This window comes from Henriciella sp. (assembly GCF_029936995.1).
Classification (GTDB): Bacteria; Pseudomonadota; Alphaproteobacteria; order Caulobacterales; family Hyphomonadaceae; genus Henriciella.
This window is the reverse complement of the sequence record NZ_JAPYRE010000007.1, coordinates 149,103-173,068: the sequence shown is the minus strand read 5'-3', so window position 1 is coordinate 173,068 and position 23,966 is coordinate 149,103. Positions and strand designations below refer to the sequence as shown.

At 60.2% G+C, this 23,966-nt stretch carries 23 protein-coding genes; 6 read left to right on the top strand and 17 right to left on the bottom strand.

Annotation, left to right across the window (positions count from 1 at the left end; translation table 11 throughout):
• Positions 1–5: 5 nt before the first annotated feature.
• The 4 genes from Q1K31_RS14940 to Q1K31_RS14925 all read right to left on the bottom strand — a co-directional run bounded on the left by Q1K31_RS14940 (position 6) and on the right by Q1K31_RS14925 (position 2,801).
• Positions 6–650 carry an isochorismatase family protein gene (locus tag Q1K31_RS14940; protein WP_300381242.1) on the bottom strand — a complete coding sequence of 215 codons (645 nt, stop codon included), beginning with the start codon at positions 648–650 and terminating at the stop codon, positions 6–8.
• A gap of 9 nt (positions 651–659) precedes the next feature.
• Positions 660–983, bottom strand: coding sequence for a GNAT family N-acetyltransferase (locus tag Q1K31_RS14935; protein ID WP_300381239.1), 324 nt, complete (start codon positions 981–983; stop codon positions 660–662).
• A gap of 12 nt (positions 984–995) precedes the next feature.
• Positions 996–1,868, bottom strand: coding sequence for a pirin family protein (locus tag Q1K31_RS14930; RefSeq protein WP_300381237.1), 873 nt, complete (start codon positions 1,866–1,868; stop codon positions 996–998).
• 69 nt (positions 1,869–1,937) lie between these two features.
• Positions 1,938–2,801 (bottom strand): pirin family protein, encoded by an 864-nt coding sequence (locus tag Q1K31_RS14925; RefSeq protein WP_300381234.1) that lies wholly within the window; start codon positions 2,799–2,801, stop codon positions 1,938–1,940.
• 146 nt (positions 2,802–2,947) lie between these two features.
• Between Q1K31_RS14925 and Q1K31_RS14920 the strand changes: the two genes are divergently transcribed.
• The gene (locus tag Q1K31_RS14920; RefSeq protein WP_300381232.1) at positions 2,948–3,256 is read left to right on the top strand and encodes a helix-turn-helix domain-containing protein; all 309 of its coding nucleotides are present in this window, start codon (positions 2,948–2,950) and stop codon (positions 3,254–3,256) included.
• Positions 3,257–3,618: 362 nt separating this feature from the next.
• Here the strand turns inward: Q1K31_RS14920 and Q1K31_RS14915 are convergent, their stop codons facing one another.
• The gene (locus Q1K31_RS14915; RefSeq protein WP_300381229.1) at positions 3,619–5,163 is read right to left on the bottom strand and encodes a Fic family protein; all 1,545 of its coding nucleotides are present in this window, start codon (positions 5,161–5,163) and stop codon (positions 3,619–3,621) included.
• Positions 5,164–5,827: 664 nt separating this feature from the next.
• Between Q1K31_RS14915 and Q1K31_RS14910 the strand changes: the two genes are divergently transcribed.
• Positions 5,828–7,366, top strand: coding sequence for a Fic family protein (locus Q1K31_RS14910; RefSeq protein WP_300381226.1), 1,539 nt, complete (start codon positions 5,828–5,830; stop codon positions 7,364–7,366).
• Positions 7,367–7,518: 152 nt separating this feature from the next.
• Here the strand turns inward: Q1K31_RS14910 and Q1K31_RS14905 are convergent, their stop codons facing one another.
• Genes Q1K31_RS14905 through trbB form a run of 11 tightly spaced genes read right to left on the bottom strand, consistent with a single transcriptional unit; the run spans position 7,519 to position 17,157 of the window.
• Positions 7,519–7,833 (bottom strand): DUF736 domain-containing protein, encoded by a 315-nt coding sequence (locus Q1K31_RS14905; protein ID WP_300381223.1) that lies wholly within the window; start codon positions 7,831–7,833, stop codon positions 7,519–7,521.
• Between the two features lie 4 nt (positions 7,834–7,837).
• Entirely contained in the window at positions 7,838–8,074 is a 237-nt protein-coding gene (locus Q1K31_RS14900; protein ID WP_300381220.1) for a DUF2274 domain-containing protein, read from the bottom strand.
• Positions 8,071–9,351 (bottom strand): TrbI/VirB10 family protein, encoded by a 1,281-nt coding sequence (locus Q1K31_RS14895; protein ID WP_300381217.1) that lies wholly within the window; start codon positions 9,349–9,351, stop codon positions 8,071–8,073. Before Q1K31_RS14895 ends, Q1K31_RS14900 begins: the two co-directional genes overlap by 4 nt.
• Positions 9,348–10,355: a P-type conjugative transfer protein TrbG gene (trbG, locus tag Q1K31_RS14890; protein WP_300381214.1), complete on the bottom strand. Its 1,008-nt coding sequence runs from the start codon at positions 10,353–10,355 to the stop codon at positions 9,348–9,350. Before trbG ends, Q1K31_RS14895 begins: the two co-directional genes overlap by 4 nt.
• A 5-nt stretch (positions 10,356–10,360) precedes the next feature.
• Positions 10,361–11,053 (bottom strand): conjugal transfer protein TrbF, encoded by a 693-nt coding sequence (trbF, locus tag Q1K31_RS14885; RefSeq protein WP_300381212.1) that lies wholly within the window; start codon positions 11,051–11,053, stop codon positions 10,361–10,363.
• A gap of 3 nt (positions 11,054–11,056) precedes the next feature.
• Positions 11,057–12,367 (bottom strand): P-type conjugative transfer protein TrbL, encoded by a 1,311-nt coding sequence (trbL, locus tag Q1K31_RS14880; RefSeq protein ID WP_300381209.1) that lies wholly within the window; start codon positions 12,365–12,367, stop codon positions 11,057–11,059.
• A 6-nt stretch (positions 12,368–12,373) separates the two neighbouring features.
• Complete coding sequence (gene trbJ / locus Q1K31_RS14875; protein WP_300381207.1) at positions 12,374–13,078, bottom strand: P-type conjugative transfer protein TrbJ; 705 nt, start codon at positions 13,076–13,078, stop codon at positions 12,374–12,376.
• The gene (trbE, locus tag Q1K31_RS14870) at positions 13,075–15,543 is read right to left on the bottom strand and encodes a conjugal transfer protein TrbE (protein WP_300381204.1); all 2,469 of its coding nucleotides are present in this window, start codon (positions 15,541–15,543) and stop codon (positions 13,075–13,077) included. The genes trbJ and trbE overlap by 4 nt, the downstream gene beginning before the upstream one ends.
• Entirely contained in the window at positions 15,537–15,803 is a 267-nt protein-coding gene (locus tag Q1K31_RS14865) for a VirB3 family type IV secretion system protein (RefSeq protein ID WP_300381201.1), read from the bottom strand. The genes trbE and Q1K31_RS14865 overlap by 7 nt, the downstream gene beginning before the upstream one ends.
• Positions 15,804–15,836: 33 nt before the next feature.
• Positions 15,837–16,166: a TrbC/VirB2 family protein gene (locus Q1K31_RS14860; protein WP_300381198.1), complete on the bottom strand. Its 330-nt coding sequence runs from the start codon at positions 16,164–16,166 to the stop codon at positions 15,837–15,839.
• The gene (gene trbB, locus Q1K31_RS14855) at positions 16,153–17,157 is read right to left on the bottom strand and encodes a P-type conjugative transfer ATPase TrbB (RefSeq protein WP_300381197.1); all 1,005 of its coding nucleotides are present in this window, start codon (positions 17,155–17,157) and stop codon (positions 16,153–16,155) included. The genes Q1K31_RS14860 and trbB overlap by 14 nt, the downstream gene beginning before the upstream one ends.
• Before the next feature lie 469 nt (positions 17,158–17,626).
• Here trbB and Q1K31_RS14850 point away from each other — a divergent pair, with 469 nt between their 5' ends.
• The 3 genes from Q1K31_RS14850 to Q1K31_RS14840 all read left to right on the top strand — a co-directional run bounded on the left by Q1K31_RS14850 (position 17,627) and on the right by Q1K31_RS14840 (position 19,481).
• Positions 17,627–18,469 (top strand): DUF2285 domain-containing protein, encoded by an 843-nt coding sequence (locus Q1K31_RS14850; protein ID WP_300381195.1) that lies wholly within the window; start codon positions 17,627–17,629, stop codon positions 18,467–18,469.
• A 141-nt stretch (positions 18,470–18,610) separates the two neighbouring features.
• Positions 18,611–18,904 carry a Fic/DOC family N-terminal domain-containing protein gene (locus tag Q1K31_RS14845; protein ID WP_300381192.1) on the top strand — a complete coding sequence of 98 codons (294 nt, stop codon included), beginning with the start codon at positions 18,611–18,613 and terminating at the stop codon, positions 18,902–18,904.
• Positions 18,861–19,481: a PepSY domain-containing protein gene (locus Q1K31_RS14840; RefSeq protein WP_300381189.1), complete on the top strand. Its 621-nt coding sequence runs from the start codon at positions 18,861–18,863 to the stop codon at positions 19,479–19,481. Before Q1K31_RS14845 ends, Q1K31_RS14840 begins: the two co-directional genes overlap by 44 nt.
• A gap of 204 nt (positions 19,482–19,685) precedes the next feature.
• Here the strand turns inward: Q1K31_RS14840 and Q1K31_RS14835 are convergent, their stop codons facing one another.
• Positions 19,686–20,759, bottom strand: coding sequence for a phytase (locus Q1K31_RS14835; RefSeq protein WP_300381328.1), 1,074 nt, complete (start codon positions 20,757–20,759; stop codon positions 19,686–19,688).
• A gap of 229 nt (positions 20,760–20,988) precedes the next feature.
• Between Q1K31_RS14835 and Q1K31_RS14830 the strand changes: the two genes are divergently transcribed.
• A complete protein-coding gene (locus Q1K31_RS14830; RefSeq protein WP_300381186.1) occupies positions 20,989–23,853 on the top strand; it encodes a TonB-dependent receptor in 2,865 nt (954 codons plus the stop codon).
• The last annotated feature ends 113 nt before the right edge of the window (positions 23,854–23,966 follow it).

Sequence of the window (23,966 nt, the reverse complement as noted above, 5' to 3'; positions counted from 1 at the left end):
CTGCTCTATATTTTGCCGTCCTTCATCAGTTCGAAGCGCTTCGGAAAATACCATTGCAGGACGCTTCTGAACTGGTCCGATGCGGGTCTGGCCCAGTTGCGCATGAGTTCTGATCCAAAGGAAATCGCTGTCACCGGTTGCGCGCCAGCCTGGATCATCCGATCGAATGCCCGGTCGTGGGAAACAGCAGAAATTCCGCCAACCGCGTCGGCCACAGGATAAACCTCATAACCTTCAGCAAGCATGTCGAGCGTTGGAAAGGTGAGACATACTTCTGTCCACAATCCCGCCATCACGATTTTCTTGCGGCCGGTCGCCTCAACGGCTTCGCGGAAATCCTTGTCCTCCCAGGCATTCACACCCGTGCGGTCGATCTCCTGAACGCCCTCGAGTTCCGCCATGATCTGTTTGGCGGTCCCCTCATTGACCCCCATGTCGACGCCGACTGTCGAGACGATGAGCGGAACATCATAGGCTGTAGCAAGCTTGCAGAGGGCTATGACGTTCAGATCGATTTCCTCATGAGAGGATGACATGACCGTGCGATACTGTTCCGGCTGATAATCGATCAGGACCAGTGCACAGTTCTCAGGCGCAAGCAGATGATCCGTTTTCGGCGCGCGGATCGGCTCCGGTTCAGTTTTTGGCATGGTCACCTCCTATATCCTGGGCTTTGCGCCCGGCTCGACCGTCATCACATCGCGCCATTCACTATGCTTTTCGTAGCGCGCGCGAACATAGGGACAGAGAGGAATGATCTTGAAGCCATTCTCCCTGGCATCGGCAATCATGAAGTCGACGAGCGCGGCGGCCGCGCCCGTCCCCTTCAAGGCTTCCGGGGCCTCAGTATGATCGGCACTTATCAGATTGTCACCGCGATGGGTGAAGGTGAGCTCCGCTTCGGCATCGATACCGTCAATGCGCGCAACATACCGTCCGTGCTGGGCACCTTGTTCTTCAAGGCTGACCGTAATTTTTGACATGTTCAGGCTCCTTTAGCCATCTGGAAGCGGGGCAAACTCCTGATCGTCGCCATCAGGAAGCTTCATCCGCTGCTGTCGCCAGTCTTCCTTGGCCTGCTCCAGCCGCTCCTTTGAAGACGAGACGAAATTCCAGAACAGGTGACGTTCCCCGATCGGCTCGCCGCCGAGCACCATGACAACAGAGGGCTCACGAGCCGAAATGGTCACCGGGTTTCCAGCAGCCAGAACCGCCATGGCGCCGGCTGCAAGTGTTTCGCCGTCAATCTCTACTGCCCCTGAAGAGACATATATAGCCCGTTCTTTATGCTCAGCCGGCAGACTTCGACGCCCCCCGGCAGCCATGGTCCAATGCGCGTAGAACATGGGAGAATGTGTCTGGACACCAGCCGTCACGCCTTCGAGCGACCCGGCAATCAGACGGCCCTCTACACCGTCTTCCGAGAAGATGGGCAGATCCTCCCCGGAATGGTGGTAAAAGGCCGGCTCGACCTCCTCCTTGTCTTCCGGCAGGGCGACCCAGGCCTGTATCCCAAACATGTCGGCGCCATGTTTACGCGCATACTCGAAACGTTCGCTATGCGTGACCCCCCGTCCGGCGACCATCCAGTTGACTTCTCCAGGGCGAATTTCCTGATGCACACCCATACTGTCCCTGTGAGTCATTGCCCCTTCGTAGAGATAGGTCACAGTTGACAGACCGATGTGGGGATGCGGGCGCACGTCAAGCTCACGTGGCACGCCCGCCTTCAGGAAAAGTGGCCCCATCTGGTCGAAAAAGATGAAAGGGCCAACCATCCTGCGTTTCGCAAAGGGCAGAACGCGGCCGACTTCGAATCCGCCCCCCAGGTCCCGGCTACGTTTATCTATGACAAGCTCTATCGTCATAATGTGCTCCACATGTTTGCAGCCGCCAGAGATTACCCACCCGGAGCGTCGCTCAGGGTAGGCATGACTTCAAGCGGTAATCATTCCGAACCGGCCTGAACGGAAGTCCTCAAAGGCCTGTTGAATTTCGTCCACCGAGTTCATCACGAACGGGCCATGTCCGACGACCGGTTCATCTATCGGCTCTCCCGTCAGGACGAGAAGCATGGCGTCGGAACGCGCAGAAACTGTCACTCCCGTCCCGGCAACAGAGAGACGGGCAATTTCGGCGGGCTCGATGCGCTGGCCGTCAATTTCGACCTGCCCCGAAAGCACGGTAATCATCGAGTTGTGCCCCTCAGGCAGGTCCAGCGATATGTCACTTCCCTTGCTGGCACGAACGTCCCAGATGTTTATCGGTGTGTATGTCGAGGCCGCACCAGCCGTATTCTGGAATTCGCCGGCGATGATGCGTGCCCTGCCACCTTCAAATTCGATGACGGGAATATCCGCATTCAGGATTGCCTGATAGTTTGGCGGGTCCATCTTGTGCTTTGCGGGCAGGTTCACCCAGAGTTGGAGCATCCGGAAGGGTCCGCCGGACCCGGAATAGGCTTTCGAATGATATTCTTCATGGATGATGCCACGCCCGGCTGTCATCCACTGGACATCGCCCGGCCCGATCGTTCCGCCACCACCATGAGAATCGCGGTGGCTGACTTCTCCGTCATAAACAATTGTGACCGTCTCGAATCCACGGTGGGGATGCTGTCCGACACCGCGGGGCGAGCCTTCATTCGGAGCGAAATAGTTTGGATCGCCATAGTCAAAGAGGAGAAATGGACTGATAGCGTCCGTATCGCCATCGTAATTGAAGAGCGATCGAACGCGGAAACCATCGCCGACCCAGTGGCTTTGATCTGCCCGAATGATATCGACAAGTTCTTTTGTCATGGTCTGCTCCTTGATTACGCCGCCTGATTGTTCAGCCGGTTGGTTGCGTTGGCTGACAGGTGGCGCCTATATGGCATATTCCGCAAGTACGATCCGCGAGGATACCATACGTTCATGGCGGACGTCCTGCCTGAAGGAGAACTGGAATGGCCGACGGTCCAGAGCATTGTCCTGCCGAAGTCACGCTCGATTTTATGACCGGGAAATGGCGGCCAATGATCATCTACTGGCTGTTGCAGGATACGCACCGGTTCAATCAGCTTCAGCGCAAGCTGGGCAAGATTACACACAGGACGCTGGCAAAGACGCTCCGGGACATGGAAGCCGAGGGCCTGCTCGTGCGTAAGGACTATGGTGAGATTCCTCCGCGCGTCGATTACAGTCTGACGCCGAAAGGTATCGCGCTCAAACCGGTGTTCGATGCCATGGAAGTCTGGGCCGAGGTCTACGACTGAGCCCGCGTTCTAGCTTCGCGATGTAAGACCGATAACGTGAACGGTTCTCTGCGTATTGACAGTTCGCGCCGAAAACAGGACGTCCAAGGTTTTACATACTTCGATCATGCACCAAGGGTCGTATGGCTCGTTTAGGGTTCTCTTACCGAACGGGAAGAGAATGGACGAATTATCTTGGAAGCGCTGTGATTCTTCCTGATCGGTAAGAATTAGCCTTGTGGTAAAGGCATTGCAGTGAACTTTCGCAGAGGATTCCAAATTACTGCAATGTGGGGTAAAGAAATCCAGTGATGCTTTGAGAGTGTCCGCTTTCGCCCTGGTTGTTGGGGCTCCAGTTGAATGGCAGACGCATCTGAGACTGATTACTTTTGACCCGCCGAAAACGCCTCTTCATAGAGCATTTCCACATGCTTACATTCCTGTGGCCGGAGTGCTGAAAACTCCCCCTCTCTCGCGCGCTTCGAGAGCTGGCCGCCATTCTGGCGCAGGAAGTTGAAAAGAAGATCGACCGTCGAATCCGGCATCTCGATTTCGGCCTGGACGCCTGCTTTGAAGCGGTCGTAGCGCTCAAGGAAAGCAACTTCTTCAGGAAGATCCTGCTTAATGGTGCGCTCGACACACTCGAACAGGAATTCGACATGCGGCGTTGCGTCGAAATAGCGATAGAAATCTGTCGTATCGTTCAGGACTTCGACATTCTGTTTCTCGGTCGGACGCCATTTGATGACCGGTAGAAGCCGCTCCGAATAGCTCTCCAGTACACGTCTATAGTCATCAATCCGGTCGTAGATGACGCTGGAAATGGGAAACCCCATTCCCGGCGGACTGAACCCGCGGGCGGCGAGCACATGATGGATAAGATAGCGGTGGATACGGCCGTTTCCGTCCGCGAAGGGGTGGATATAGACGAAGCCAAACGCGAGGACTGCCGCTACCAGGACGGGGTCGATACCCTCGGCATGGCGTGTATTGAAATTTACCAACCCGCGAATGAGACTGTCCAGATCCTGGTGACGCGCGCTGATATGAACTGGCAACGGCATCCTTGTCTGGGGTTCATGGTCGCCAACAAATCCGCCTTCGTTTCGAAAGCCCAGCTGGATAAAGCGTGCCTCGCCCATAACGATCCGTTGCAGGCGTAGCAGTTCTTCGGGATCAAGTGGGTTCTGGCCAGCCTGGCCTATGGCCTTGCCCCATCGCTGGATCCGGTCGTGCGACGGGGCTTCGCCTTCAATGGCGTAGCTCGATCTGGAATCCTTCAGGAGCAGAAAGGCTGCGGCACGGGCCAGAACACTGTTTGAGATAGTTCCTGTTATCTCGTTGGCCTTTTCGTCCAGCTTCATGGACATGAACGCATCGATCGCGCGTGTTCGTTTCACCAGAGGGCAAAAATCGCGATCACCCGGCAGGTTGTTGCGAACCCGTTGCCGGGTCGACATCCTGGGCTCGGCTGCATATTGCTGATTGGTATCGACAATGTTCGCATAGGCGCCCACGGATCGCGCATCCTCGAGATCGAGCAATTCTCCGGTCAACCACTCGAAGAGAAACCAGATCCGGCGCATGTACGCACTTCCCGGTTTCGCCGATATCATCGTCCCAAGCTCTTGCCGGTCAGCTTTCTCGAAAATGCGTTTAAGAACCGCGAGATCGAGTCCTTCGTTCTTCAGCGCGAAGGTGAGATGTCCTTCGAGCGTCGGCTCAGGTGCGTAGCGGGGGCCGTAAATTCGCCAGGACTTCGCCTCGACGATACGGTGCCGTTCTCCAATGGCGCTCAGCATCAAGGGCAGGGGAACAGAGAGTTCAAAGGCGTTTATCAGGGCCGCATAGCCGGCCGGCCGTGCCGGTTCTGGCAGGTGCCGGTCATGAAAAACCTCAACGGGTTCTGAGAATTGCGGAATATACATCCGGCTTCCTGAAATTTGTCAGTCTGGCGTGAAATCCATTAGCCCCTGAGGTATAGTGTGAAAAATATCAACGATATATGAAAAAAGCTAAAAATATTCAGTTTTTGTGAAATATGCCAGTGTGTGAGATGGTTGCCTGAGCATTAGACCATCCGTCTGGGCAGAGGAGAACTCGTTTGGAGCTGCTTGAGACAATTTCGGATCAGATGTTCAAGATCACTTCGGCATTTTTCATATCGGCTATCCTGAGGCTTTATTAGAGGGCCGGAGAAGGTCAGCGTCGCGCGCCCATTGTACGTGTGGTCCTCCCAGAGGTTTTTCGGATCACCCGCCCAGAAAGCGTAGTAGTAATCCCGGCGGATTACTTTTGATGAGATAGCTGACAAACTCTTCTCTTCGGGATTTTTGCCGCTTGCTTGTCCTGGTCACTTCTTTGGTTTTCGGGGTTGGTGCAATGAATCTGTCTTCGATGGGTTTTTGATGTCTGCATAGCTTTCTCTGCAGGCTCTCTTTGTGCGCTCCAAACGCACTTGCATGATTTACGTGCGATGGCGCGACGCCAAAAACTTGTTATTGCGCAACATGATTGACTTGTGATTTAAAAGCATAATATACTTGTTATTGCGCAACACAATTCACTTGAAGGTGCGCAAGAGGAGGGGCTGTGCCTAACCCGAATGAGAAGCTCGCAGATGCGCTCGATGCCCTGAAACGCCTTCAGGATAAAGGCCAGCGTGTCTTTCAATCTAAGGAATTGAGCCGCGTCCACCGCGAGCGCCTTCTCAAGAACGGCTTTCTTCAGAATGTGATGAAAGGCTGGCTCATATCGGCAAATCCAGGCGAGCACGCGGGCGACACAACGCCCTGGTATGCATCCTTCCGGGAATTCTGTGCCCGATATTGCAACGCACGCTTTGGCGATGAGTGGCATCTGTCTCCGGAACAGTCGCTACTTCTGCATGCCGGGCACACGGTCATTCCATCGCAGGTCATTATCTATACCCCGAAAGGGACGAACAACACGGTCGAACTCTTGTACGGCACTTCGCTTTATGACCTCAAGCAACCTGACATGCCACCACACGATGATCTCGAACAAAACGATGATCTTCGCCTCTACGCTACACACGCTGCGCTTTTGAAAGTGCCGGAGGGCTTCTTCCAGCGCTATCCGGTCGAGGCGCAGGTGCTCTTGTCGGCAATTACCGACCCAAGCGATCTTCTGCGCCGCCTGCTGGCGGGAGGTCATTCTGCTATTGCGGGCCGATTGGTTGGCGCCTTCAGGCGTGTCGGCAAAGAAGATATTGCCGATGAGATTATATCTACGATGAAGGCCGCAGATTACGTTATCCGCGAGACCGACCCATTTGAGCCTGAGCGTATCTTTGCAACAATCGCAACCGCCAAGTCGCCGACCGTGGGGCGTCTTCAGGCTTTATGGGCCAGCCATCGCCAAACAATCATCGATATTTTTCCGAAGTCGCCCGGCCTGCCGGGCGACAAGGACGCCTATATCAAGGCAGTTGATGAGGTCTACACAGCCGATGCCTATCATTCTCTATCGATTGAGGGCTATCGTGTCTCACCGGAGCTCGTTGATCAGGTGCGCAGCGGTGACTGGAATCCTGATAATGTGAAAGACCACCGTGACGTCCGCGATGCGCTTGCCGCACGGGGCTACTGGCAGGCCTTCCAGACAGTGAAGGCCGATGTTGAGAAGGTCATCAAGGGTGAGGAAGCTGGCAAGCTTGCCAGTAGCGCCCATCGCGCCTGGTATCGCGAGCTCTTCCAGCCCTGCGTAACGGCTGGCCTGATAAAGGCCGAGGCGCTCGCCGGGTATCGGAACAATCCTGTTTACATCAAGACCTCGCAGCACGTGCCCCCACGCTTTGAGGCGGTCAGAAATGCAATGCCCACACTCTTCGAACTTCTGAGCAACGAAGAAGAAGCGTCAGTCCGCGCTGTTCTTGGGCATTGGCTCTTTGGGTATGTCCATCCCTATCCGGATGGAAACGGACGTGTTGCACGCTTCCTGATGAATTTGATGCTCGCTTCAGGCGGCTACCCCTGGACAGTCATCCGCGTGGAGGATCGCGACCGCTACATGACCGCGCTCGAAAGCGCGAGCGTGAAAGATGATATTCAGCCTTTCGCTGAATTCTTGACCGAACAGGTTCAGCGGCCAGTGCCGGAGTTAGAATGAACATGGCTAAAGGGGGACTAAGTAGGCGTTACAGAGGGGGTAATGTGACATCTGAGACCGTCGAGAACGATGCACCGGGCACCACTATTTAGGATGAATTGAACAGCTGGGGTAAGTCGATAAAGTCTCTTCCGGCTTTCAGACCGTTAGCCTCATTTCAACTTCTGCCGGGCCCAGACCATCACGCCGGTGCCTTCTTCCCTGTTCTCGAAGAAGGCCGCGCGCATCGGGGCGGCGAAGCCTGGGTCGTCGAGCCTGACGGAAAGATAGGGGGTTTCGCCGTTCTTCGATTCCTCGCGCCAGGCCGCGCCGAGTTCAGCGCCGCCAGCATAGAGCCTGTAGTCCGGGGCATCGTCACTGGTCTTTGAGCTGTTGGGAACAAGCTGGGCTTTGACATTGATGGTCATGGTCCGGATCGTGCCGGTATACTTGCCGTCCTTCAGGGTGAAAGAGCCGATGTGTGCCATGGGATTATCCTTTGCTGCTGGCATTGGCATGAAGCGCCCTTCGGGCGCGTTTGAACCCGGCGTCTGAGGCCAGGAAGCTGTCGAGCATGGCCGGGATCAGCGCTTCTGGTTTTTCTTCCGCGCCATAGGTCTGACGGTAGACTTCGGCGTAATCGCCGAGCGCTGCGGCGAGGTCCGGATCGAGCGAGAGGCTCATGCGCACCGGTGTGCGGTCGGGGAGCTTGTCGAGACGAAGGCTCATGGCTGGCTTCCTTGTGAATGGGGACGCAGGATGAGGTCGCGTGTGACGATGACCCGGACCGGCCAGCCGGGGCGGATCCTTATAGTGGGCTGGATGGCAAGATTGCGCTCGACAGTTTGCTGTCCGGCCTGGCCCGCCGTATCGCTGGTGCCTTCGCGGATCGCCCGGGCGATATCGTCTTCGTCATCGCTGCCAAGTTCGGCGCCGATCCCGAGCAGGGTCGCAAGTCCGGTGGCGACAAGGACCCGGTCCCAGTGATGGTCCGTGCGGTCGGTGAGACCGGCATAGCCCTGGGCATCCGTGCCAGGGGCGGAAATCACGATGGAGGTGCCATCGGGAAAGATGATGCGCTGCCAGGCCACTAGTGCCCGATCCTGCCCGAACGAGACCTCCGACTGATACCGGCCGATCAGGCGGGACCCTTGCGGGATGAGGAGATACTGTCCGGTCACCGTGTCATAGACAGGCTGGGTGACCTGTGCGACCACCATACCCGGCAGGTCGGAATTTATTCCCGTCACAAGGCTCGCGGGGATGAGCGTGCCAGCCATGACCTGATAGGGCGATGCGGGGTCTTCGACCTGGGTTTCATTATAGATGTCTGCTTGTGGACGCTCGCTTGCAAAGGCGCGCTTGCGGTCCTGTAGATTGGCGTCAGGCTGATTTGCAACGGGTAGGGTGAGGCCTGGCTGGGCACTGGCGAGCGCGAGCAGTTCAGCGCCGATGTCCGTGGCAGGCGTGCCCGTGCCCGATGGGCCTGCCGACGACGTACCGGCCTCTCTGCGCAGCTTGAAGAAAAGCGGCGCGCTTGCCGCTTCTTCAGCAAGTGCGGCCTGTTTCATGCGGCGAGCACGTGCGGCTTCTTCGGCCGGGTTGGGACGGAAGCCGGTTTCATAGGCCGAATAGGCTTCCGGCTCGATTCCGAGATCTCGTTCGGCGGCAAGCATGGTCGCTCCGAGATCGCCGGCAAGCGGAGGACCGAGGCGAGGGATGGGGGACGGTGATGGTTCCGGACGGGGCATGTCGCTATAGCTCGCCGGCAAGCTGGCCAGGCCTTCGGGCTTTCTCGTATTGGTCGTATTGTAGAGTTCGGTCTGCGGGTGGGAACCTGTGGCCCGGGGCGGTTTCAGCGCGATGCTGGCGGCCGCGAACAGGCCGAGCACGCCGAGCCCTGTGCCGACCATCAAAACCTTCCGGTTGATCCGCGTGACAGGCTTCGGGCTCGCGCGGATCTTCAGACGTTCGGCATGCTCATCGAAGGGGACCGGATCGCTCATGGCTGGCCGCCTGCGAACAGGGCGGCGAGACCCTTGCGCGGTTCGGCCCGACGGATGCGCACCACGGTCTGGTCCTTTTCGCCGAGCCGGAGTTCGGCAGCGCGGAACAGCCGGTCGACGATATAATAGGTGCCGCGGACCCGGTAATTGACGAGTTCGGCCTCGCCTTCGTCGCCGAGAACAAAGAGCGGTGGCATGTCGGTTGCCGCGACACTTGCCGGCATCTGGATGAAGACCTGGCGGCCATCATCGAAGACACGGACCGGTTTCCAGTCCGGGCTGTCGCCGGTGAGCCGGTAGTCGAAGTTCAGCGTCTCAAGCGACAGGCCCTGTTCGATCGCTCCGGCATCGCGCGCGATGGCCCGGTCATTCTTCACGGCGAGACGAACAAGCTCATCGGCCGGATAGCGCCAGGAGAGCGCAGCCATATAGCCACTGTCGACGCTTTCCAGTTCGAGATGATAGGTGCGCCGGTCTGTTGCGACCATGAGATTGGTCCGGATGCCGGCGCTGACGGGTTTGACCAGGACGTGTGCACGGGCGGTGGCGCCGGCCCCGGAGACCGTATCACCGACAACCCAGCGGACCGTGTCGCCCGCCGACACCGAGACAAGCGCCTCGCCGGGCTGGAGGGCAATGTCGCTGACCTGGCCGGGGCTTGCATAGAGCCGGTAGAGCGCGCCTTCCGTGTAGGGATAGACCTGGATGGCATTCACATATCCGTCGACGGAGGGTTCGATCAGGGCCTGCGCCCGGCCCTGCTGGACCGTCTCGGCGGGCGGGAGACCGGAGGCCGGATCACTGACCCTCACCGGTTTCATCTGGCCGGGCAGGGGCAGCGGCACAGCTGTTTCGACGATCTCGACCGGGCGGGTATCTTCCGGTTCGACCGGAATGGCCGCCGTGAAGGCCTCCGGCTCGATCGGGTCGATAGGGGGCGTGCGGGTCGTGGTGCAGGCGGGCAACAGGGCGAGCGCCGACGCGGCAAGCAGGGTGCGTAACATCTGGATCAGTCTCCTGTGACGAGGTCCTCGCCCCAGTGGAGCTCATGGACATACAAACCGAGGGGGTTGGTGCGCAGCCGGGCGACATCGCGCGGCGGCTGGGTGATGATGGAAAAAAGACCTGTGAACCGGACCGTGTCCATCAGCGCGCCATTCTCATAGGTCTTCTCGAGCCAGCGGGCCTGGAAGCTGTCCTCTGAGACGCGCACGACGCTGATCACGTCGACGGTGCGCGATTTGCGGCCGACATCGCTGAAGGGGTCACTGGCCTGGGCATATTCGCTGAGCGTGGTCGCGCCGCGGTCGGTGACGAAATCATAGGCCTTGAGCCAGTTTTCGCGGACCACGACAGGATCGGCGCTCAGGCCACGGACATGATTGATGAAATTTGCAAGATGATGCGCGATCTGGGCATCGCTTGGCTGGTAGCGTTCGGTTGCCGGACCGACCGCACGGGTCGCGCCCGTCGCGTCGATCTCGACCACATAGGGCGTGACGGTCGACTGGAGGCTTCGCCAGACAAGCGCACCCGACGTGGCAAAGGACAGGACAAGCAGCCCGAGCGCCATGAGCCGCCAGTTCCTGGCCTGGACCCGGGCGCTGCCAATTCTCCGGTCCCAGACCTGTCCCGCTTTCTGCCAGGGCGTCTCGGGATAGGGGCTTTCGCCATAATGGGTCGAGGTGCGCTTGAACGCCATGGTCTAGTCTTCCTTGTTCTGAAGGGAGGGCGCAGCGCCGGCGGCTCCGCGATCGCCGTCGCGCAGCGTGTGGACGGCCAGCTGGCTGGCCTGGCCCATGCGCTGGCGCCTTTGCATCCGGCGCGCCCAGCCGGGGCTTTGTACGGCAGTGACTGAGCCCGGGGCCGTTTCGCCGGCAGGCGAGCCACCGGTGGCCCGCCAGGCGCCCTGGCTGCCTTGGGCGTACGCGTCCTGAAGGGCCGAGACGGGCTTCGAGGCTGTCCGGCGGACCGCGTCGCCGCCCGCACGCGCGACACCCGTCATGCCCGCCGCAACAGCGCCGGCACCAGACGCACCGGAGGCGGCTTGGCCGAGCGTATAGGATGTGCGGGCCGCGCCGGTCATGGACGCCCCGGCCTTCACCGCGCTGGATGTGCCACTGGCCGCCGCGCCCAGGACGGCGCGACCGCCCATGCCGGCGGCATAGGTGCCGGCGGCGACGCCGGCGACGGCCCCGGCGGCCGATCCGGCGCCGAGCTGCGGCGCGCCGGTGATGAGACCCGAGGCGATACCGGGCGCGAAGATCCCCATCCAGAAGAAGACGATGGAGGCAAGCACCGTGCCCATGATCTGGACAAGCGTGACATCCTCACCGGTACGGAAGGCCTCGGTGATGGAGGCAAAGAGCGTCGAGCCGATGCCGATAATGACGGCGAGCACCATCAGCTTCACTCCGGAGGTGATGACATTGCCGAGCACACGCTCGGCCAGGAAACTTGTCTTGTTCCAGAGCGCGAAGGGGACGAGCACGAAGCCGGCGAGCGTGGTGAGCTTGAATTCCAGAATGGTGATGAAGAGCTGCACGGCCAGCACGAAGAAGGCGACCATGATGACCGCCCAGGCGATGAACATGACCGAGATGGTCAGGAAGTTGTGAAAGAAGGAAATCGGCCCCACCATGCCGCTGATCTCCTCGAGCAGCGGCTCGCCCGCCTCGAACCCGACGCTCGCGATGAAACCGGGCCGCAGGAGATCAGCGGCCGTGATCGTGTTGCCGCCAGCCCTCAGCCCCAGCCCGGCAAAGCTGTCGAAGACAATGTTCGCCAGCAGGGAAAAATTGCCGATAATGAAGGCGAAGAAGCCGACATAGAGCACTTTCCTGATCAGTGCGGCCATGACATCGGTGTTTGGCCCAAGTGCCCAGAAAAGCCCGGCAAGCGTGATGTCGATGGCGATGAGTGTTGTCGAAAGATAGGCGACATCGCCGGCAAGCAGGCCGAACCCGCTATCGATGTAGCGGAGAAACGTGTCGAGGAAGGTGTCGATCACATCCATCTGCGTTCAGTTCCCGAGAAAGGCGCGGGTGCGGGCGCGCCCGCGCTCGGCTTCGGCGAGATGGCGGGCCCGTTCGAGCGCCTCGGCCCGGTAGTGCGCTGCCATCATCGTCTCCATCTGCATGAGCTGCTGGGTCTGGAGCGCGGCGATCTGGTTGCCGGCCTGGGTGACCTGGAGATTTCCCGCAGCCGACTGGCTCTCGCCAATCAGGCGGTCGAGACTGTCACTGTCGGCCCGGGCCGAGCTCACAACTTCAGCGGTCACCGCCAGGCTGTCGCGATAGGCGGCCCGTGACTGCTGCCAGCGTGCCCGGGCCTGTTCGACCAGGACGGTCCGGGACGGCGGCGCAGCGCCGTAGTCTTCCGGGTAGGCTTCATCATAGTCGCGTTCGATGGTTTCGACGCGGTAGCCAATGCCTTCAGCCGCGCGCATGAGGTCGTCGAGACGGCGCAGCCGCGCGAGAATATCACCTCCGATCGAGCCGGGCAGGCGTTCGAGATCGCGCGCCATATTCTCCAGCATGGCGATCTCGTTGGCGAGCTGGCGGACCTGGTTCTCGATCTCCTGCAGGGCGCGCACGGCCTGCAGCACATTCTGCGCATGATTGGCCGGATCATAGACGATCCCGCCAAACTGGGCGCTGGCTGGCGGGGTCATGACAGGGCCCAGGGGAAGGGCCGTGAGAGCGGTGGCAGCAAGCAGGCGTTTCATGACGGGATGTCCTGTTGGGTCGTGGGGTCCTGGGAGGCGGTGTCGCCCGGCGTGTGGCCTGGCCAGCGCGCCAGAAGGTCAGCCGCCCAGGCAAGGCCCCTGGCGGCCAGAAAGGTTTCGGCAAACTCTGCCGGTCCGGCTTGTGCGAGCGTCCTGTTGATCCGTTCCTGGTCCACGGGGCTGGATGCCCCGCACAGCGCGAGCGCGATGGGTCCGAGGCCGAGATCGAACACACGGCAGCCCAGCGGCGACTGGTAATAATAGTCGCGTTTCGGCGTGGCCTGAGAAATCAGCTCGATCTGGCGCCTGTTGAGCCCGAAACGTTCATAGCCCTCTTTCTGCTGGGGCTCCTGGGCGCGTTCATTGGGCAGGAAGATTCGGGTTGGGCAGGATTCGATGAGGGCGGGCGCGATGGAGCTGTTGACGATGTCGGCCAGGGACTGGGTGGCGAAGACGACGGCGACATTTTTCTTGCGCAGGGTCTTCAGCCATTCGCGGATGCGCGCGGCGAAGAGCGGATCGTCGAGGAAGACCCAGGCCTCATCAAGGATGAGCAGGGTGGGCCGTCCATCGAACCGCGCGTCCAGCCGGTGGAAGAGATAGGTGAGCAAGGGAAGGGCTGCGCCTTTCATCTGCATCAGCTCTTCCATCTCGAATGAGACCGTATCGGCGAGGCTGAGACTTTCATGGTCGCCATCGAGCAGGCGGCCATGCGGGCCTTCCAGCGTGTAGGGATGCAGGCCGGCTCTCAGCGTCTCGTCCTGCAGCATGAGGGTAAGCCCGGTCAGGCTGCGCTCGGCTTCCGGTGCGCTGGCGAGGGCCCGGATCCCATCCCAGAGACTCGCCTTGAGATCCGGTGTCAGGGCAACACCTTCATGGACACAGAGCCCGGCCAGCCAGTCGGCGGCAAAGCTTGCCCCCCGATCGGTGTCGATGTCTTTCAGCGGCTGAAGACGTGGCGCCTGTGCCCCGCCGAGATCGACATGCACCCCACCCATGGCCAGCGTCGCTGCGCGGGCCGAGCGGCCCTTGTCGAAGAGGAAGACCTGCGCGCCCTCATAGCGCTTCCACTGCATGGCGATCAGCGACAGGAGCACCGATTTGCCTGCGCCGGTCGGGCCGACGACCAGCGTGTGGCCGACATCGCCGACATGCAGGTTGAGGCGAAAAGGGGTCGTGCCATCCGTCCGGGCCTGGATCAGGGCGGGGGCCTCGAGATGAGGGTTTTCGGCTTCACCGGCCCAGACCGCCGAAAGCGGCACCATATGGGCGAGGTTCAGCGTGTGCAGGATGGGCTGGCGGACATTGGCATAAACATGGCCGGGCAGGCTTCCGAGCCAGGCTTCCACCGCGTTCAGCGTTTCCCGGATGGCGGTAAAGCCGCGGCCAGTGATGATGCGTTCGGCGATCCGGATATGTTCGTCCACGGTCCGGCGGTCTTCATGCGCGACGCTGATGGTCGTGGTGACATAGCCATAGGAGACGAGGTCAGACCCGAGCTCCTGCAGGGCCGCGTCGGCATCAGCCGCCTTGTTGTCGGCGTCGGTGTCGAGCAGCGCGGCCTGTTCATTGAACATGGTTTCGCGCAGGATCGCGCCGATCGACTTGCGTTTGGCAAACCAGTGCCGGCGTTTCCTGCCGAGCCGTTTTTCGGCTTCGGCCTTGTCCATGGCGATGAACCGGGTGCACCAGCGATAGGCAAAGCCCTGCCGGTTCAACTCGTCCAGAATGCCGGGGAGGGTCGACCCCGGAAAGCCGAGAAGGGTGAGCGTGCGCAGATGCGCCTCTCCGATCATCGGCTCGAGGCCGCCAGCGAAAGGCTCGTCGGCGAGGACCGCATCGAGAAAGACCGGCAGTTCGGGCGTGACCACCGGGTGCCGCCTGGTCGAGATTGTCGTGTGAAGATAGGTCAGCGTTTCGTCATCATTCAGCGGGCTGATCTCGGCGAGGCAGGCCGCCAGCAGATCGAGCACCCGCGCGGCGTGTTGTTCGAAGGTTTCAAGGCGGTGACGCCAGTCAGCTGCGCCTTCGCATTCGGCGCGTTCAATGAGCGCTTTTTCAGCCCGCCCCGTGGCATCTGCCGGTGGCAGCCAGAGCAGGGTCAGATAGTATGAGCTTTCAAATTGGCTTCCGGCTTCGCCGGACTGGAGCGCGCGTTCCTCGTCCACCAGCCAGGAGGCTGCATCGGGAAAGGCGCATTCGGGATAGTCATGGACCTCGCTGCGTTGCGCCTCGAAGAAAAGGGCCCAGCCCGATCCGAACCGCCGCAGCACATTGTTGACCCGCGCCATCCCCGAGACGAGTTCTTCTTCGGTTGAGCTTTCGAGATCGGGACCGCGATACCGGAAGCTGGTCTGGAAACTGCCATCCTTGTTGAGGACGATGCCGGGCGCCACGAGACAGGCCCAGGGCAGATAGTCGGCGAGCAGCCTGGGCGTTTCGGAATACTCTTTCAGGTTCAGCATGAGAGATGCTCCCGGTGGCGGGCCGACCGGCTTGCGACGGCCATGAAGTCCGGATCGCTTCTTGCCATGAACACTGCCGCCGAATGGCCCGCGAGCCAGAGGAGAAGGCCCGGGATCCAGAGCCGAAGGCCGAGGGCGAGCGCGGCGGCCAGTGTCCCGATGGCGATGGCAGCGCCGCGCGGCGCCCCGGCCATCAGGATGGGCTCGGTGAGCGCGCGGTGCAGCGGGATTTCATAGCCTTTGCATTCGCTAGCGCTCATGGCGGTTCTCCCGCGGAATACCCCTCGTCGCCATCAGATGAGCGCCCCACCGCCGAAGGAGAAGAAGGTGAGGAAGAAGCTCGTGGCGGCAAAGGCAATCGACAGGCCGAACACGATCTGGATCAGTTTGCGCATGCCACCGGAGGTTTCGCCGAAAGCGAGGGTCAGCCCGGTCAGGGTGATGATGATCACCGCCACGATGCGGGCAACCGGGCCTTCGATGGAGGACAGGATCTGGTCGAGCGGGCCTTCCCAGGGCATGCCGGACCCGGCAGCATATGCGGGGGCGGCAAGGATGAGCGTGGCCGAGAGGCAGGCCACGATCCGGCCAGTTCGGGTCGGGGGGTGGCTACTGGATGTCATGATGTGCTCCTTGTCTGACGAGGGAAAGGCCGGAGGCGACGAGGGGGGCGGTCACATAGGCGCTGCCATCGAAACCCGAGATGCGCCGCACGTCCTCGATGCGGCGCTGCCCACCGGCCCGGCTCATGAACACGACGATGTCGACGGCTTCGGCGATGAGGTCGGCAGGCGGGCGGCTGGTGGCTTCCAGTGTGAGCTGTTCAAGCCGCTTGAGCGCGCCTTGGGCAGAGTTTGCGTGCAGCGTCGTAATCCCGCCTGGATGACCGGTATTCCAGGCCTTCAACAGGTCGAGCGCTTCGCCGCCGCGCACCTCGCCGACAATGATCCGGTCAGGGCGCAGGCGCAGCGTCGAGCGCACGAGGGCCTTCAGGCAGGGGCCGTCTCGTTGCGTCCTCAGCTGGACGAGATTGCGCGCGGCGCAGCGAAGTTCTCTCGTGTCTTCGAGAATGACAATCCGGTCCTCTGCCAGGGCCGGTTCGGCGAGCAGCGCATTGGTGAACGTTGTCTTTCCCGACGAGGTCCCGCCGGCAATCAGGATATTGGCATGGGTAGAAATTGCGTCCCGGAGCGCCGCGGCTGTGGCCGGCGACAGCGCGTCCTGATCGACATAGTCATCAAGCGTGAACGGGCTCGTGGCGGGTTTCCGGATCGAGAAGCACGGGGCCGTCGAAATGGGCGGGAGAAGTCCTTCAAACCGCTCGCCGCTGCCGGGGAGTTCGGCAGAAACGATGGAGGAAGTGCGGTTGGCGGCTTCTCCCGCCCCGGAGGCCACGAGGCGGATGACGCGCTCGCGGGCTGTGGAGTCGAGGCGATGGTCCGGGCGGGTGATCCCGGTTCCGGCGCGTTCGATCCAGACCGTTCCATCCGGATTGGCCATGATCTCGATCACTGCCGGATCTTCCAGCGCCTGGCGAACGACCGGGCAGAAGGCGGTGCGCAACATGGCAGACTGGCGGCTTTTCGTTTCCGTTGCGTGTGCCGCAATTGCCATTGCCCGACTTCCTTCTGACTGGTCGGGGCGATTGTCTCAGGCAATGGGCGTGAGTAGGAGTTGGTGCGCAGGCCAATCGGCACAGTACCGTCAAGGCGCTTGCAAATGGCTGCAACAGTACCAATTCGGGACGGTTCTCCCAGAATGAAGCAGGACAGGGCTGCCGACGCGATGGCCGGATTGTCCTGATGCGGCAGCCTGGACCCGATGAATTTATTCCTCGTTGCGTTGCTGAAAGCCGTCACAATCCACGATGTGAGCATGTATCAGGCACTCGCCTGGTAGGCGAATTAGCCCATGGTTATTAAGAGTTAACCATTCTTGCGAGGCGCTGAACAAAACCAGTGGGTAACGTTTTCCCTGCCATTAGCGCAGTAAATGCTGGAGCTGAGTGAAATGTTCGTGGTCTGAATTTCTACCCAGAGTGGCACGCCTCTTGCGCGAGTTCCGTTCACCAGGAGAGCGGATCATGAAGACCTATACTCTTAAGAGCGATGGCGTGCTGAAACGCTATGATTATCTCTGGCGGCTGACACCCGACCGGTGGGCCTGGGAGTATCTGCGCCGCAATCGGGATTTCCGGACGGACTGTGTCGGTCGCATGGATGAAAGCATTGCCGAGAGGCCAGCCCCCTGCGCGGATATCAGGCTGCTGCGATCCCGCGTGCCGCAGACTCTCGCCGAGCGCTGGGGGCTTGTCTTCCTGCCAGACCCGAACAGGAACGGCTTCGATGCTGATGCTGTCTGGACGAATGGTGCGTTTCCCGACCAGGTCGAGGTTCATTGCGGTCCCCGGGCACAAAACGAGAGCTGTGACATATTCGATCGCACCATGGCGATCTGCGACGTCACCCATGTCACCGATGCCGTCGGGCGGGAATTTCTCCTGATCCGCGGCAAGGGGTGCGTCGTACAGGTGCGCTGTACCGGTATGTCCCTGCTCGGCCTGGAGCCGGTCCGGATGAAACTGACCATCTCCGATGTCGAGGGCTATGAGCGGCGCGTCAAACTCCAGAAGGCCGCTCTTGAACTCTACGGCGATGGACCGGACCTCGCCACACCGCTCTGGAACAAGACGACCCAGGTTCTGCGCAATGGCCTGATCGCGCTGGATTGTCTCAATCTTGGTATGACACGGCGCGAGATTGCAGTCGTGCTTCACGGGCCCGACCGCGTGCGCGACGAATGGGACGGCCCCTCGATGCGCCATGCCATTCGGTATCTTGTGAAGAAGGCTGAGGCGCTTCGGGATGGCGGCTATCTGACCGAGCTTCTTGGAGCTCAGCTAGCACCGAACCAGGCGGTTGCGTGATGGTGGCACCCTGATGAGCGGACAGACCATCACAGGCCTGACCAGGCTTTGGTATGAAGGCAGTCTTTAATAAGCGAGGCTTGTTATTAAACTTAAAGCCGCTGCTCTTTAATAGCCGAGAGGCTTGTTAAAGGGTAACGAATGGGGCAGCACGATCTCAACGGACGGGTCGGGACCTATGCGACGAGTTCCGATGCGGGTGGATCAGTACGGGCCTATGTCCCGACACCCTTACCGCCCATCCCCGCGCTTTATATTGCAAGCCTCTCAGGCCTTGTCAGCGAGGCCATGTATGCCCTTGGGAGGCTGGATGGTGTCTGCTCGATAGTGCCGAACACCTCGCTACTTCTATATATGTATATCCGCAAGGAAGCGCTTCTATCTTCGCAGATTGAGGGGACGCAGTCATCGCTCTCTGACCCTTCTGCTTTATGAAGAAGCCGAGGCGCCGGGCGCTCCTGTCGATGATGTCAAAGAGGTCTCAACCTATGTTGCGGCGCTCAATCATGGCCTCGAAAAATGGGGAGGCGGATTTCCGTTTTCGCTGCGGTTGATGCGGGAAATGCATGGCACGCTGCTGGCAACGGGCCGGGGGAGTACGAAACAGCCGGGTGACTTCCGCGGTCACAGAACTGGACCGGCGGCACCCGGCCGCTGGGAAGTCTGGTTCGAATTCTTCCTGAGCCACGAAATCCTGCTGATGACAGACGGGCGCGACCTGTCGCTTCATCAGAGAATTGGCGAGGCGGCGGACCCGCTGCATTTCGGCTATTTCGGCGGGCTGGTGACGAAACTCATCTGGTTCGTCTTCGGGGTCGCACTTACGACCCTCTCCATTACAGGCTCGGCGATCTATGCACTGCGCATCATGCGAAGCCGGAAGGAGAGAAAAACGCTTGGGCGGGGAACGGTTCTTGCCCTCCGTGCGCCGGGCTGGTGGGCCTGGCCTACAGGGGGGCTGGTTGTGCTGGGATGTGGCTTGATGGCCGCGTCGCTCATCGGGGCGGGGTGAGCCGGGCTGATATTTGGCGACAGGCGAATGTCCAACTTGCAGAAGTTCGCCTCCACCTACGCCCCGCTCCCCAGCCACATCAACCACGACCCCACATCAACCGCCGTCAGACTTTCAAGTCACAACGCGATGCCGCTCTCCGGGAATGGCGTCAGCTGATAGCTGCATAGGTAGGGAATGCCTGGCGATTGTGGAGGATCGCGTTCAAAGCCCCAAAGCCGCGCGCACATCGCGCCAGTCGACGAGTTTGTAGTTCTGCTGCTCTTCACCCGGGGTTTCATAGTCGTCATGGATTGCGAGTGCGCCTTCAGGATAATCGCCGATCGCACCAGACCAGGCATCGAGACCGTCTGTGTGGGTTACCGCGTCCGTCGCCTCGCTCTCGACGATGGTAAAGCGGCCCAGATAGGCAGGGGTTTCGCCGGTGATCCGGTAAACCGGGAAGGTACTGTCACCCTGACTGGAGGCGATGAGATAGGACTGGCGGCCATCCCGGATGATGGTCAGCCCTTCGATGTCATCCTTGAAACGTTCATAGTCGACCTCAGCGATGAGCTCCGGCTCCTGGCTGCCTTCAGGATCGAAATCAAAGCGCCAGATGGCGGCATCTTCTTCTCCGACATATAGCGCGTCGGCGGCCTCATCGACAACGCAGCCTTCAAGCTGGGTTTCCAGTTCCAGGCGTCGCTCCTGACCGATTTCGGGTCCGCTTTCTCCGGCCACAACCTGCCATTGATGAACCGTGCCGGCCTTGGTCGTGGCGATGAGGAAGAAATCCTGTCCCCGCTTGCCCATGCAAAAGCCATAGGGTTCGCCGATACGGGTGGGGATGAAGCCGTAGTCGGAGACCTCCAGCGTTGCCGGGTCGAGCAGATAGAGATTGATGCCTAGGCCGCCTTCGCGATCATTGGTCGCTCCGACGAGAACACGCCCGGCGCCGTTGACCGTGAAACCTTCGCGCAGATCGACATTGTTAAGCGGGCCGGAGGCGAGGAACTGGCGTACATTTCCGTCAAGATCATGAACATAGAGGCCTTCGGTCTTGTCTGTCGCCAAGATCAGGCCGCGAGACGGGTCATCGCTGCTGGCCCACAAGGCAGGATCATCAGCATCGACGGCAGGGTTTGTTGTCACAACCGTTTCGGCCTTCGCCATGACGGGAACAGCCGGGTCACCAATTGCATCCACGCCTTGCGGGCCATCATAACGAGACGTCGCACACGCCCCCGACATCACCGCAAGGGTGAGCCCTGACAATCCCATCAGCATTACGCGCATATCCAAGTCTCCGGTCCTGTTCCAGCGAGAGTACCGTAAGGCTTAGACCAAGCACATCCGGCCCGCGCAAGTCTGGCCGGGAAACTTCACGAAACCGTCATGGAAGCTGACCGGGAAGTGTCACAGACCGTTGTTACCGCGCTTCAGACCCGAGGTGCAGGCACCTGTCCTGCGCCCCCTTGCATATGCCGTCCGCCCGGCCGGCATTCACCAATGGGAGATGTATTAGATGACCGACCTGCACCCTGCTTGCGCGTCCCGCCTGCGCCTTCGCGACGGCATTGCTCTTACCGCACTTGCCCTGGCTGCGAGCCAGTTTATCGCCATGCCAGCGCAAGCGCAGACTGAAATTGCAGGCGAGGCCTCGGTTGGCGGGCGCGTTGGTGATGTTCGGGGCAACGCCTATTTCCGGGGCGCAGAAGTCATCCTGGTCGAGCTCGGCCGGCGTACAACGACCGGGCAGGGCGGCCGCTACAGCTTCTCCAGCGTTCCGCCGGGGACATATACTGTTGAAGTTCAGTATCTGGGCGCAGGAACCACGCGGCAAACCGTTCAGGTCTCGGGGAGCGAGCCCGTCCGGCTCGATTTTGCCATCGGGACCGATGCCTCGATCATGGACAATGTTCTGGTCGTCGGTCAGCGCGCGTCCTACACCGATGCGCTCAACCGCAAGCGCAATGCGGACAATATCCTGTCGGGGGTCTCCTCGGACTTTATAGGCCAGTTCCCCGATCAGAACGTCACCGAGGCGGCCCAGCGCATTCCGGGGGTCGCGATCAACCGCGACCAGGGCGAGGGCCGTTTCATCTCCATTCGCGGGGCGAGTCCGAACCTCAACTCGGTCAGCATCAATGGCATTTCGATCACCTCGGCTGAAAGCGACCAGCGTCAGGTCGCGCTCGATGTGATCCCGTCCGAGCTGGTAAGCAATCTCACTGTCACCAAGTCCCTGACGCCAGACATGGAGGGCGATGCCATTGGCGGGGCTGTGGATATAGAATCTGCGAGTGCTTTCGAGCGCGCCGGTCTTGGCGGCAAGCTGACGGCCCAGACGAGTTATAACGATCTGCGTGACGAATTCTCGCCGCGCTTTTCCGGCTCGGCATCCAATGTTTTTTCAGCAGGCAGTATGGGCGAGATCGGTGTCCTCGGCTCGTTCAGCTACTATGGCCGGGAACTCGGCTCTGACGGGGTCGAGAACGGCGACGGTCTTGACGATTTTGGCGGCACGGCTTTCCCGGTCGTCATCGAGCCGCGCGACTATGTGCTCAAGCGCACGCGGATCGGCGGAGCACTGAATATAGACTGGCGCGTCAACAGCAATCACGAGCTGTACCTGCGGACACTTTATTCGGACTTCGCCGATGACGAGGTCCAGGGCGGCACGGTCTATGAAGCTGATCCGGATTATGGCGCGAATGTCGCTGCCCAGAGTTCGGACCGGCTTCTCCTGCGTGATCAGGAAGTTGAATCCTATGTCAGCGAACGCGAAGAGACCCAGACAATCTGGTCTGTGAGCACGGGCGGCGAGAGCCGTTTTGGGGCAGCCACTCTGGAATACCAGCTTGCCTATTCCGATGCCGACGAGGACAATCCCGATTATGTCGAGCCGGTATTCGTGGCCGATTTTTCCGATACCGGCATCCTGATTGGCACCGATCTGGCTGACGTGCGCCGGCCTGAAATCATTACCAACAACCTGGAAGGCTTCAGTGATGCTTCACGCTATGAGCTGGACGAGATTGTTTTTGAAGACAGTGAGACCGAGGATACCGAATGGTCGGGCAAGCTCGATCTGCGTTATGATACATCGTTCGGGCGCTATAACGGCTTCTGGAAAGTGGGAACGAAGGCGTCGCTGCGCGAGAAAACCTCCGAACTGGACGCGCTCGTTTTCGGCGGAGCCGATCAGGGCCTGACCGTCGCCGATTTCTTGAACCCGGATATTGACTATCCTCTTGGTCTCATCGCGCCACAGGCCCAGCCGCGCCAGGTCGCCAGTTTCGTGCGCGACAATCTCGATGTCTTCAGTGAGGACCTCGATGAGGAAGGCACTTTCATCGACTCCAATGCCGAGGATTTCGCGATCAATGAGGATGTCTATGCCGGGTACGCCATGGCAAGTGTGGATATCGATCGCCTCACCCTGACCGGCGGTCTCAGGGTTGAGCACACCGAATATGATGCCTCCGGCAACGAAGTTACGCTGGATGAGGTGACGGGTACGCTGGACCTGGTGCCAATCGAGATCGAGGACTCTTACACCGACGTCCTGCCGAGTCTGAATGCGCGCTATGCGCTAAACGAAGAAATGATCCTGCGGGCCGCTTATTTCCGTGCGGTGGTTCGTCCGGTTTTCGAGCAGAACCGGCCTGCCACGGTCATAGAAACAGACGACGAGGGGGAGGTCGAGGCTGAAGGCGGGAACACCGATCTGGAGCGGTACAAGGCCGACAGTATCGATCTCGCCTTTGAATACTATCCCGGCGACATCGGCCTGATCTCGGCGGGCGTTTTCTTCAAGAATATCGAGAATCCCGTCTTTCCCGCAGACCTGGCCGGAACGCCCGGTTTTGAAGGTTTTGACGAGTTCGCGACATTCGTGAATGGCGAGGATGCGCAGGTCTATGGCTTCGAAACAGCCTGGCAGCAGGAGCTGGATTTCCTGGCCGCGCCGTTTGACGGCTTCCTGCTGGCGGCCAATTATACGCTGGTCGATACCGAAGCCAGTGTTCCGCTTCCGGACGGCGGCCAGCGTGATGTCGAGCTGCCATTCCAGTCCCGCCATACAGCCAATGTCTCGCTCGGCTATGAAAAGTACGGGATCACGGCCCGCGCAGCCGTGTCCTATCGTGACCGTATTCTCGATGAGATCGGGGCGCCGGATGACGCTTCAGAAGATGTCTATATCAATGACCATATTCAGATCGATCTGACGGCAGCTTACCAGGTCAATCAGACCTTCCAGGTCTTCGCGGAGGCCTCCAACCTGAACGACCGCCCGCTTTACAGCTATGCGGGTACGCGGAACGTCAATGTTCAGTATGAGGAGTATGGCCCGACTTACACATTCGGCCTCAAGGCGACCTTCTGATACGCGCCTGAGATATTTGCACCAGTAGCGTTTCGCCGCCTGTCGTGAAGGACCGGCTCAGATTGCCGGAACCGCGATGCAGGAGAGCGGGAGTGCCGGTCGCCCGGAGGCAC

Coding starts and splice junctions, on each gene's coding strand:
- Q1K31_RS14940 (WP_300381242.1), bottom strand. CDS start 650: ATGCCAAAAACTGAACCGGAGCCGATCCGCGCGCCGAAAACGGATCAT.
- Q1K31_RS14935 (WP_300381239.1), bottom strand. CDS start 983: ATGTCAAAAATTACGGTCAGCCTTGAAGAACAAGGTGCCCAGCACGGA.
- Q1K31_RS14930 (WP_300381237.1), bottom strand. CDS start 1,868: ATGACGATAGAGCTTGTCATAGATAAACGTAGCCGGGACCTGGGGGGC.
- Q1K31_RS14925 (WP_300381234.1), bottom strand. CDS start 2,801: ATGACAAAAGAACTTGTCGATATCATTCGGGCAGATCAAAGCCACTGG.
- Q1K31_RS14920 (WP_300381232.1), top strand. CDS start 2,948: ATGGCCGACGGTCCAGAGCATTGTCCTGCCGAAGTCACGCTCGATTTT.
- Q1K31_RS14915 (WP_300381229.1), bottom strand. CDS start 5,163: ATGTATATTCCGCAATTCTCAGAACCCGTTGAGGTTTTTCATGACCGG.
- Q1K31_RS14905 (WP_300381223.1), bottom strand. CDS start 7,833: ATGGCACACATCGGCTCTTTCACCCTGAAGGACGGCAAGTATACCGGC.
- Q1K31_RS14900 (WP_300381220.1), bottom strand. CDS start 8,074: ATGAGCCTTCGTCTCGACAAGCTCCCCGACCGCACACCGGTGCGCATG.
- Q1K31_RS14895 (WP_300381217.1), bottom strand. CDS start 9,351: ATGAGCGATCCGGTCCCCTTCGATGAGCATGCCGAACGTCTGAAGATC.
- trbG (WP_300381214.1), bottom strand. CDS start 10,355: ATGTTACGCACCCTGCTTGCCGCGTCGGCGCTCGCCCTGTTGCCCGCC.
- trbF (WP_300381212.1), bottom strand. CDS start 11,053: ATGGCGTTCAAGCGCACCTCGACCCATTATGGCGAAAGCCCCTATCCC.
- trbL (WP_300381209.1), bottom strand. CDS start 12,367: ATGGATGTGATCGACACCTTCCTCGACACGTTTCTCCGCTACATCGAT.
- trbJ (WP_300381207.1), bottom strand. CDS start 13,078: ATGAAACGCCTGCTTGCTGCCACCGCTCTCACGGCCCTTCCCCTGGGC.
- trbE (WP_300381204.1), bottom strand. CDS start 15,543: ATGCTGAACCTGAAAGAGTATTCCGAAACGCCCAGGCTGCTCGCCGAC.
- Q1K31_RS14865 (WP_300381201.1), bottom strand. CDS start 15,803: ATGAGCGCTAGCGAATGCAAAGGCTATGAAATCCCGCTGCACCGCGCG.
- Q1K31_RS14860 (WP_300381198.1), bottom strand. CDS start 16,166: ATGACATCCAGTAGCCACCCCCCGACCCGAACTGGCCGGATCGTGGCC.
- trbB (WP_300381197.1), bottom strand. CDS start 17,157: ATGGCAATTGCGGCACACGCAACGGAAACGAAAAGCCGCCAGTCTGCC.
- Q1K31_RS14850 (WP_300381195.1), top strand. CDS start 17,627: ATGAAGACCTATACTCTTAAGAGCGATGGCGTGCTGAAACGCTATGAT.
- Q1K31_RS14845 (WP_300381192.1), top strand. CDS start 18,611: ATGGGGCAGCACGATCTCAACGGACGGGTCGGGACCTATGCGACGAGT.
- Q1K31_RS14835 (WP_300381328.1), bottom strand. CDS start 20,759: ATGCGCGTAATGCTGATGGGATTGTCAGGGCTCACCCTTGCGGTGATG.
- Q1K31_RS14830 (WP_300381186.1), top strand. CDS start 20,989: ATGACCGACCTGCACCCTGCTTGCGCGTCCCGCCTGCGCCTTCGCGAC.